Source organism: Martinezella calliandrae (assembly GCF_030272695.1).
Taxonomy (GTDB): Bacteria; Pseudomonadota; Alphaproteobacteria; order Rhizobiales; family Rhizobiaceae; genus Rhizobium; species Rhizobium calliandrae.
In genome coordinates, this window is record NZ_JARFYN010000051.1 from 40,887 (window position 1) to 50,249 (window position 9,363).

Annotated in this window: 7 protein-coding genes; 2 read left to right on the forward strand and 5 right to left on the reverse strand. The window is 56.4% G+C overall.

Annotation, left to right across the window (positions count from 1 at the left end; genetic code table 11):
* Positions 1-111: 111 nt before the first annotated feature.
* The 5 genes from PY650_RS28305 to PY650_RS28325 form a co-directional block, all read right to left on the reverse strand.
* Positions 112-1,230 (reverse strand): ABC transporter ATP-binding protein, encoded by a 1,119-nt coding sequence (locus PY650_RS28305; RefSeq protein WP_285883007.1) that lies wholly within the window; start codon positions 1,228-1,230, stop codon positions 112-114.
* A gap of 9 nt (positions 1,231-1,239) precedes the next feature.
* Positions 1,240-3,183 (reverse strand): glycoside hydrolase family 127 protein, encoded by a 1,944-nt coding sequence (locus tag PY650_RS28310; protein WP_285883008.1) that lies wholly within the window; start codon positions 3,181-3,183, stop codon positions 1,240-1,242.
* A 28-nt stretch (positions 3,184-3,211) separates the two neighbouring features.
* On the reverse strand, positions 3,212-4,093 hold the full coding sequence (locus tag PY650_RS28315; RefSeq protein ID WP_285883009.1) for a carbohydrate ABC transporter permease: 882 nt from the start codon (positions 4,091-4,093) through the stop codon (positions 3,212-3,214).
* The gene (locus tag PY650_RS28320; protein ID WP_285883010.1) at positions 4,093-5,016 is read right to left on the reverse strand and encodes a carbohydrate ABC transporter permease; all 924 of its coding nucleotides are present in this window, start codon (positions 5,014-5,016) and stop codon (positions 4,093-4,095) included. The genes PY650_RS28315 and PY650_RS28320 overlap by 1 nt, the downstream gene beginning before the upstream one ends.
* An 85-nt stretch (positions 5,017-5,101) precedes the next feature.
* Positions 5,102-6,349, reverse strand: a complete 1,248-nt coding sequence (locus tag PY650_RS28325; RefSeq protein WP_285883011.1) for an ABC transporter substrate-binding protein — start codon at positions 6,347-6,349, stop codon at positions 5,102-5,104.
* A gap of 196 nt (positions 6,350-6,545) precedes the next feature.
* Between PY650_RS28325 and PY650_RS28330 the strand changes: the two genes are divergently transcribed.
* Complete coding sequence (locus PY650_RS28330; protein ID WP_285883012.1) at positions 6,546-7,532, forward strand: LacI family DNA-binding transcriptional regulator; 987 nt, start codon at positions 6,546-6,548, stop codon at positions 7,530-7,532.
* Positions 7,533-7,867: 335 nt separating this feature from the next.
* Entirely contained in the window at positions 7,868-9,106 is a 1,239-nt protein-coding gene (serA, locus tag PY650_RS28335; protein ID WP_285883013.1) for a phosphoglycerate dehydrogenase, read from the forward strand.
* Positions 9,107-9,363 lie beyond the last annotated feature (257 nt).

Here is a 9,363-nt window from a genome sequence, read left to right on the forward strand (position 1 = left end):
GTAACTGGCTTCCGCAGACAGGGCTTCCGGAAAAGTTCGCCTTGGTGTCACTGCTGTCAGCACTGCACGCCCGATAAATGCAGCGTCAAATCATCCACGCCCGTAACAATCTCAGGCGACTAGGAACCCATAGGCAGGCGAAAGAGCCGCTCCCGTCTCCACATCGAACAGATGCATCTGGTTCATATTGAACGACAGCTGCATCATCGTCTGCGGTTTAGGTGCACTTTCCGGATCGATGCAGGCGCACAGATTTGCGTCACCGATGGAAAAATAGACCATGGTTTCCGGGCCAAGGGGCTCCACTAGGTCGATTTTGGCCTCGACGTCTGCGAACCCCGGGCGCTGTTGACGATCGCTGATCGATTCCGGTCGTATGCCGAAAACGACCGATTTTCCGGCATGGCGGGCATACTCGTTGACGCGCGCATCAGGAACGGCGAGCGAGGTGCCGTCCTCCAGGATGACGGCAAGTCCCTTGTGGCTCGACGCCAATTGCGCCGAAAGGAAATTCATCGCAGGCGAACCGATGAAACCGGCAACGAACTGACTGGCGGGGCGATGATAAAGTTCCTGCGGCGGTCCCGCCTGCTCGATCACGCCACCGTTCATGACGACCACGCGGTCGGCCATTGTCATGGCTTCCACCTGATCGTGCGTGACATAGACTGTTGTCGTGGGCAATAGCTGATGCAGCCGTTTGATCTCCGTGCGCATCTGAACGCGTAGTTTCGCATCGAGGTTGGAGAGCGGCTCGTCGAAGAGAAAGACTTTGGGATTGCGCACGATGGCACGACCCATGGCCACGCGCTGACGCTGCCCGCCGGAAAGTTGACCCGGCCGCCGCTCCAGCAGCTCGCCAATATGCAGTGTTTCCGCCGCGCGCGTGATGCGAGCGTCAATTTCGCCTTTGGCCAGCTTCTGCTGTTCGAGGCAGAAGGAAATATTTTCCCTGACCGTCATATGTGGATAGAGCGCATAGTTCTGGAACACCATGGCGATGTCGCGCTTGCCGGGAGCGAGCCGGTTTACGACCTGATCGCCAATGACGATCTCGCCGGCGGTAACATGCTCCAGACCCGCGATCATGCGCAGGGTTGTCGACTTTCCGCACCCGGACGGACCGACAAAGACAACGAATTCGTTGTCCTCGATCTCCAGATCGATGCCACGTACGGCTTCGTAGATACCGTAAGATTTGACGAGATTCTTAAGCTCCAATCGTGCCATGACCTGCTCCTATGCTTCCTGTAGCCAGATCGCCATCGCACCGGCATCGCGATTGGCCCAAAGATGGTAGGGGATTGCCCGGAATGGCCTCGCCCTCAGTGTGGGGGGTGACGTCCTGTAGAGAGCTTGCGCCCAATCGGTGGTATCCGCCTCCAACGCGGTACCCTCCAGGATGGCTGCGCCACCGAGTAGCCCGGCATCGTAACGCACCGAAAGCTCCGCGGGGGCCGGAAGACGCAGACGTTGCGGCTCGCAGCCTATATCGGTTTCCTCGACACAATATACGACCGGCCCGCGGCTCAAGGCAACGCGTCCGCCATCCTCCGAAACTGCGGGATGGGCATAGAGCCGATCAACGGCCATCTGCAGGGTAACGCGTACCTCGTCGCCATCGCTCCACACCCGATCGAGCGCGGCATAACCCTTGGCAGTGCAGCCGTCCAAATCAAAGACCTCGCCGTTGACCGCCACTGATGCCTCGCGGCACCACGCCGGAATTCTCAACCGCAAAATGAAACGGCTCGGTTGATCAATCGACACCTGAAGCCTGATGTCGCCATCCCATGGGTAGCTTGTGCCCTGACGCAGTCGCAGCAAACGGTCGCCGAACCGAAGCTCCGCGACATTCGCACCATAGAGATGCACCGCTAGTTCGCCCGGCTTCGTCGAATAAAAATATTGTCCGAGCGATGTGATGAAGCGGGCAATATTTGTCGGGCAGCATGGGCAATAATGCCACTTCCAACGACGATGCTGGCCATGGCTTTCGAGCACGTTCTCGTAGAAATAGTGCTCTCCGTCACGCGAAATACCCGAGAGCGCGCCATTGAAGAGAACCGTTTCGAGCTTATCGGTGAACTTGCCATCAAGGTCGATTTGAGCCATGCGGTGGCTCCAGAAGCCGAGAGCGACCGCAGCACAGGTCTCGGCATAGGCCGTTTCATTCGGCAGATCGAACTCCCGGGTGAACCCCTCATTGGAAGCCGATGGGCCAAGCCCGCCGGTCACATAGAGCTGCCTGCTCGTCAGATTGTCGAAAAGCCTGTCGCAGGCGGCCTTCAGGCTCGGATCGTTATTTTCATATGCAAGGTCTGCCATTGCGGAAAAAAGATACATCGCACGGACGGCATGGCCGACAACTTGCTCCTGTTCGCGCACAGGCATATGCGCCTGGCTGTATGCATAGGTCTGATAGACATAGTCTTCCGGGCGTTCACCGCGCTTGATCGCTTCCTCGTCGTAGTAGGACGGCATCTGCCCTCTTTCGTCCACGAAATAGGTGGCAAGCGCGAGATGCCGGGGGTCCCTGGTGATGCGATAGAGCTTTACGAGCGCCAGCTCGATCTCTTCATGCGCGTCATAGCCCCGCAGCTTGCCGGGCTCACGTCCGAACCTGTCGATGATATGGTCGACCGCGCGGATCATCACGTCAAGAAAGCGGCGCTTGCCCGTTGCTTCAAAATAGGCGACCGCTCCTTCCAAGAGATGTCCCATCGAGTACATTTCATGCAGGTCGCGAAGGTTCGTCCAGCGCTTGTCCGGCTCGCGGCGAATGAACCAGCTGTTCAGGTAGCCGTCTGCCATCTGGCCGTGTTCGAGCTTTGCGACAATGGCGTCGATCTTTGCTTCAATGTCTGGATTTGGGTGCGCCTTGAGGGTGTAGCTGGCGGCTTCGATCCATTTTCCAAAATCGGAATCGAAGAAGTGCTGCATTGAGAGCCCGCTTGGCTGAACGGGTCGGGCAAGCGGCTCAGCCGGCTTGTCGAAGTCGAGGACTTCCAGAAAGCCTTCCTCTTCCAGCCGCTTATGCTGGGTCGGAATAGTGACGTCACGCACCGTTTGCGTCCAGCTTTTCCAAAAGCCCGTATCGAAACTGACACGGGAATGATCGACCGGGACATAACGCTGCATTTCCGGTGCCGATTTGGATTGATCGGAGGGGGACGAAGGCATTGAAACTCCTTAAGCGGCATGGCCGCAGTCATTTCACGGCGCCGGCAGTCAGGCCGCGCACGTAGTAACGTTGCAAAAGAAGAAAAAGGACGATGCAGGGAACCATGGTCACGGCGATGCCGGCTTGCAGGGCGCCCCAGTCGATGATGCCGTAGATGCCGGAAGAGACGTTGACCAGCATGATCGGCAAGGTGAACTTGTTCTGATCTGAGAGAAAGATCAGTGCAGCCAGGAATTCGTTCCAGGAATTCAGGAAGGCGAACATGGCGACGGTCGCCACACCCGGAAGCGCAATCGGCAGCATGATGCGGCGCAGAATGGTCGCTTGCGATGCGCCATCGATGCGCGCCGCCTCGATCAGCGCCTTGGGCACTGCGTCGAAGGCATTGCGCATCATGAATACCGAGAAGGGAAGCTGGAACGTGACATAGATCAACACCAGCCCGAAGAGATTATTCTGCAGCCGAACCGTCTTCAGAATAAGGAAGAGCGGCGTCAGGATCGACTGGAACGGGATCATCATCGTTGCCATGATCAGCACGAAGAGCAGCCCCTGCCCCGGGAAACGGAACTTCGAGAAGCCATATCCTGCGGGAACCGATACCAGAACTGTCAGCAGCACGGTGCCCGCTGCAATAACCACGGAATTACCGGCATAGATGTACCATCCGGCACCCACATGCTCGAGGCGGCGATAGTTCTCCAGCGAAAAAGCCTTTGAGAACAATGCGGCTGGATTGGCGAGGGCCTCCGCAGCCGGCTTGAATGAGTTGGCGAAGGACCAGACGATCGGCATCACGAAGAATAGCGCGAAGACAAGTGCCACGAGGATAAAGGCAAGGTAGCCCAGTTGTTCGCTCGCCGACTTCGGCTGTGGTTTGTAGTGCGGTTTGTAATTCAGGCGATGCATCAGCCTTCCTCCGGCCGTTGCCGCAGAAAGACGAACTGAACAGTGCTGATTGCAACGAGAACGATCAGCAGCGCAAACGAGATCGCCGAACCATAGCCGAGGCGATAGGACGAGAAGGATGCGAGATAGATCGAAAATACTGCGGAGATGGTGCTGTTGGACGGTCCGCCTTGGGTGATGATGAAAAACTGATCGAAAGCCAGCATCGACGAGGTCACATTGAGCACCAGCGCCAGCACCACCGAATTGCGCATCAATGGCAAGGTGATACGGCGAAAACGGCTCCAGACATTAGCTCCGTCGATTTTTGCCGCTTCGATCACATCGGTCGAAATACTCTGCAGACCGGTCAACAGAATGATCATCGTGAAGCCGGATGTCTTCCAGACCACCATCAAAATGATAACGGCAAGCGCCGGCCAGAAGCTTTCAAGCGGTCGTGGAGCGCTATCGATCACACCGATGCCGCGCAGAACCTGGGCAAAGACGCCACTATCGGGATTGAGCAACCACATCCACAAAGTCGAAGCAGCACCAAAACCGATGACGACAGGCATGAAATAGACCGTGCGGAAGAAGCCGGCGATGCGCAATGGCCGATCGACCAACAGAGCGAGCGGAAAGGCAACGAGGAAAAGCGCGGCGGTGACCAGGACGCTATAGAGAAGGGTGAAACCAAGGGAATGCCACAGCTGTGTATCGCCAAGAAGCTCAGCATAATTGGCAAGTCCGATGAACTTTGCCCGGCCGAGAAGCGGCCAACTATAGAAGCTCATCCATACCGTCATGATAAGCGGTACAAGGAAGAGCAAAACGATGAACAGGAAACTCGGCAAGATGAAAGCAAGGCCAAGCCAGCCTTTCGGCTCGGGCTCGCCAAACACGACTGCCGTCTTCCTGCCGCGACGCAGCGATGAGCTCACGGCACCGCTCCTTTTTTCTTGATCGGTCAAAAGGGGATGAGGGCGAAGCGCCTTGCGACGCTTCGCCATTTTTCGGCCAAGTGACTTATTTCGGGTTGGTCCGCTGGAGGATACGGGTAAAGTCCGCCTCGGTTTTGGCGATCGTGCCATCGACATCCTCGCCGAAAATGGTCCCTTGGATCAGGTTCAGGAACGGACCGGTACGGCTGACGAAAAGCTCATCTGACGAGAACGTATAGGGAGTCCGTGCCTTGGTCAGCACGTCATAGGCGACGAGGTTACGCTTGTCGAACTTGGCGTAGGCGTCTTTGGCAAGATCAGTACGCGAGGGCATACCCGATTCCTGGGTGATGTAGACCTGCTGCTCGGGCTGCATGTAGAAATTGACGAAATCGAGCGCGATTTTTTTCTTCTCGTCGCTGATGCCTTTCATCAGCGCAAGCGTATCGCCGCCAGCAAAGCTAGATTCCCCGCCTTTCGGCCCGGGAATGGGGGCAACATTGAATTTGACGTCCGGATACTTGCTCGTCAGCAGATTGACGATATAGGAGCCAGTCATAAGAACGCCGACCTTGCCGGAGGCGAAGGCTTCCACGGCATTGTTGCCGTTACCCGATCTGGAGGTCGGATGGATTGCGCCGGCTTTCGCCATATCGCGATAGGCAGCGATGGTCTCCCGCATGGCCGGCGTATCGACCGTTGCGGTCAGACCATCTTCGCTGAGGACATCGGCTCCTGCAGCCCAAAGATGCGGCAGAAAATCGTAGATCAGCCAGCTGCCGGAATTTGCGACGAAATAGAAGCCGTAAGTATCGTGGCCAAGGGCTGTTATCTTCTTTGCATCCGCCGCGATCTCTTGGAGCGATGCAGGCGCCTTGTTCGGATCAAGGCCAGCCTTCGAAAACAGATCGGTGTTATAGGCGATAATCGAAGCATCCGGCAGGGCGGGTACGCCGTAGATCTTGCCGTCATAAGTCGCAAGGCGGATATGCGAAGGGCTAAGAGCCGATGCATAGGGCAGCCCCTTGACGAAAGCGGTGATGTCCTCGAGACCGTCTGCAGCGGCAAAGGTCGGCAGGTAGATGAGATCGAGCACAGCACCATCCGGCGCAGCACCGCCCGCGATGGCAGCGCCAAGCTTCGGCACCATCTGCTCAGCGGTAATCTGCGTGACGTTGACCTTGTCGGAATGGGTTGCGTTGTACTTGTCGGCAAGCCCCTGGAGCACAGCGCCAGAGGAAGTACGCACCCACAAGGTGATGTCGGTCGCATTGGCAAATGTTGCACTGGCCATCAACGCGATGGCAGAAATTGTCAACTTTAACTTGAACATGGAAGTTCCCCTTTTCCTTCTCGCCAACGGCCTCCAGATGGCGTGATCGAAACGTTAGTCGACATTATTTTGCATGTCGACAGCCTGCATGCACGTTTTTTGATGAAATCTGATAAAACCTTTTAACAGCACGCTTATTTCTGCTAAAAGGTTTCAGCAATGGATTTCAAGATGTGTGATTTGGGCCGAGAGAGATATGCCTCGAAAGACAATTCGGGATCTTGCGAAAGCAGCAGGTGTCAGTATTTCGACAGCATCGAACGCGCTGAACGGAACCGGGCGCACAAATGCGGAAACGATAGAACGCGTTAAACGTGTAGCCGAAGAGATTGGCTTCAGGCCGAATGCGCTTGCCCGTGGCCTGTTGACCAAGCGCAGCCATGCCATTGGCATGCTGACGAATGATACCTATGGCAGATTGACCCTCCCGATGGCCGCGGGCGTTTCGGAGGTGCTTGTCGATCACGGCTTGTCGGTCTTTTTGTGTGCGACCAACAATGACCCGCGCCTGGCCCGTCTGCACTTGGAGACCCTGCTGGACCGTCAAGTGGATGGCATCATCTTTACAGCAACGCGCCTTGACCTGACCCCGCCGCCAGAGCTTGCAAAGCTGTCGATACCTGTTGTCTACGCCTTCGCCGAGGGACCGCCGGACCGCATCAGCTTCTTTCCAGACGACGCCCAGGGCGCGCGCCTTGCCGTTAAACATCTGCAGGCCTTGGGCCGTGCGCATATCCTGCACATCACGGGTCCGCAGGATTACCTCGCCGTGCGCGTTCGCGCAAAAGCCTATCGTGAGTGCGTAGGCTCCAATGCCGAAGTTCTATTTGGCGATTGGTCGGAAGAATGGGGCCATGAGGCCATTGAACAGATAGTCTCACGCCGCGAAAAAATACCCGATGCGATATTCTGCGGAAACGATGAAATCGCGCGCGGCGTGATCGACGCACTGCGCGACAAGGATATTGCCGTCCCCGGAGATGTTGCAGTCGTCGGCTTCGATAATTGGGAGGTGATCTCCCGACAAACCAGACCGCCTCTGACCACGGTGGATATGGAACTGAAGGAGATCGGCCACCGCGCCGGACTTGCTATCCTCGGCCTGACGAAAGGCGAGACCATTCCGACCGGAATTACGCGCTTGCCATGCCGACTGGTCATACGCCATTCCTGCGGCGGCTAGGCTTCCTATCTTGCTAAGGGCAAAACGTTAGCCGACCGCGATGGAGGTGTCCTTTCCGCAAGCCTAGTAAATTTCTCCGACACGATCCAAAGATCAGCGTAGCCGCCGGCGGCCTATGAAAGCGCCGCAACGAAAGGCCTTGCGGAAGATGGCACTCGACCACCCACGAAAGGTCAGAAACGTCTTGCAAAACGGGCGGCAACCACACAAGAAGTGCCGAGGGACACTTGCGCTGTCCGTTGGATGGTCGCTAAACCACACGGCAATATCTGTGAGCTTTTTTTGCCCGACAGGCGTCCTCGGCCCAATCGAATTCGACAATCGAAAGTAATCCAATGACCCGACATCTTTCTCTTGCACGCGATCGGATTTCCGTTCTTCTGCTCGAAGGCATCAGTCAGAGCGCGGTGGACTATTTCTCGTCATCCGGCTACGTCAATCTTACCCAATTGCCGAAGGCTCTGGATGACAAGGATCTCAAAAGTCACATCGTCGATGCGCATATTGTCGGAATTCGTTCACGCACGCATCTGACAGAGGAAATTTTCAGGTCCGCCAAAAAGCTGATCGCCGTCGGTTGTTTTTCCGTGGGGACAAATCAGGTCGACCTCGACGCAGCCCGCCGACGCGGGATCCCCGTATTCAACGCTCCTTATTCGAATACGCGCTCAGTCGCGGAACTTGTGATCGGTGAAATCATCATGCTGACCAGGCAGATTTTCCCGCGTTCAGCATCCGCGCATAGTGGTGGGTGGGAAAAATCTGCCGTAGGCAGTCGCGAAGTGCGTGGGAAAACGCTAGGCATCGTAGGCTACGGCAACATCGGTTCGCAGCTTAGCGTCCTTGCGGAAAGCATGGGCATGAACGTGCGCTATTTTGACCCTTCAGACAAGCTTCGCCACGGCAATTCAGAATCGATGGCGACGCTCGGCGAGCTTCTCGAAATCTCAGATTATGTGACGATGCATGTTCCGGAAACGAGTTCGACGCGAAACATGATTACTGAGGCGGAACTCCGCCAAATGAAAAAGGGAGCTATTTTCATCAATAACTCCCGCGGGACCGTGGTGGATCTTGAAGCGCTCGCGATGGTTTTGAAAGAAGGGCACCTCGCAGGCGCAGCCGTGGACGTGTTCCCGAAAGAGCCGGCATCAAACAAAGAGCGTTTCGAAACACCGCTGCAAGGTTTGGACAATGTCATTCTCACTCCGCATATTGGCGGGTCGACCGAAGAAGCCCAGGAGCGCATCGGGAAGGAAGTCTCCAGGAAGCTTGTCGAGTATTCCGACGTCGGCTCGACGATCGGCGCAGTCAATTTTCCCCAGGTTCAACTAGCGCCACGTCCAAACGGCACGCGTTTCATCCATGTTCACGAAAATCGCCCTGGTATTCTGAACAGTCTGAATGCGATTTTTTCGTCCCGAGGGCTTAACATCGTCGGTGAGTTCCTGCAGACCTACGGCGATATGGGTTACGTGGTGATTGAAGCCGAAGGCGTTGGCCAGACGGCCGACGGCATACTGGATGCACTTCGCCAGATTCCGGGAACGATTCGAACTCGATTGCTTTACTGACGCCGGCGGGAAATTGGCATTCCCTAAATATTTCTAACGGCCGCGGGCCGGCTTACGCAGTTCCAATTCCAATACATTTTCCGCTCTCCAGAACCTAAACAAACCAGTGCATAGCTGATTAAAGCTACGCCGCCGCCTTGTTGTCTGGTTCCTGCTTGCCGCGCAAGTCCACGACTTGTCGCATCGAGGCTCGTTTCACGCGGGGCTTGCGTCCGGCGCCAGAGCGTTCCTCTCCACAGGCTGACACCGCAGAGCTT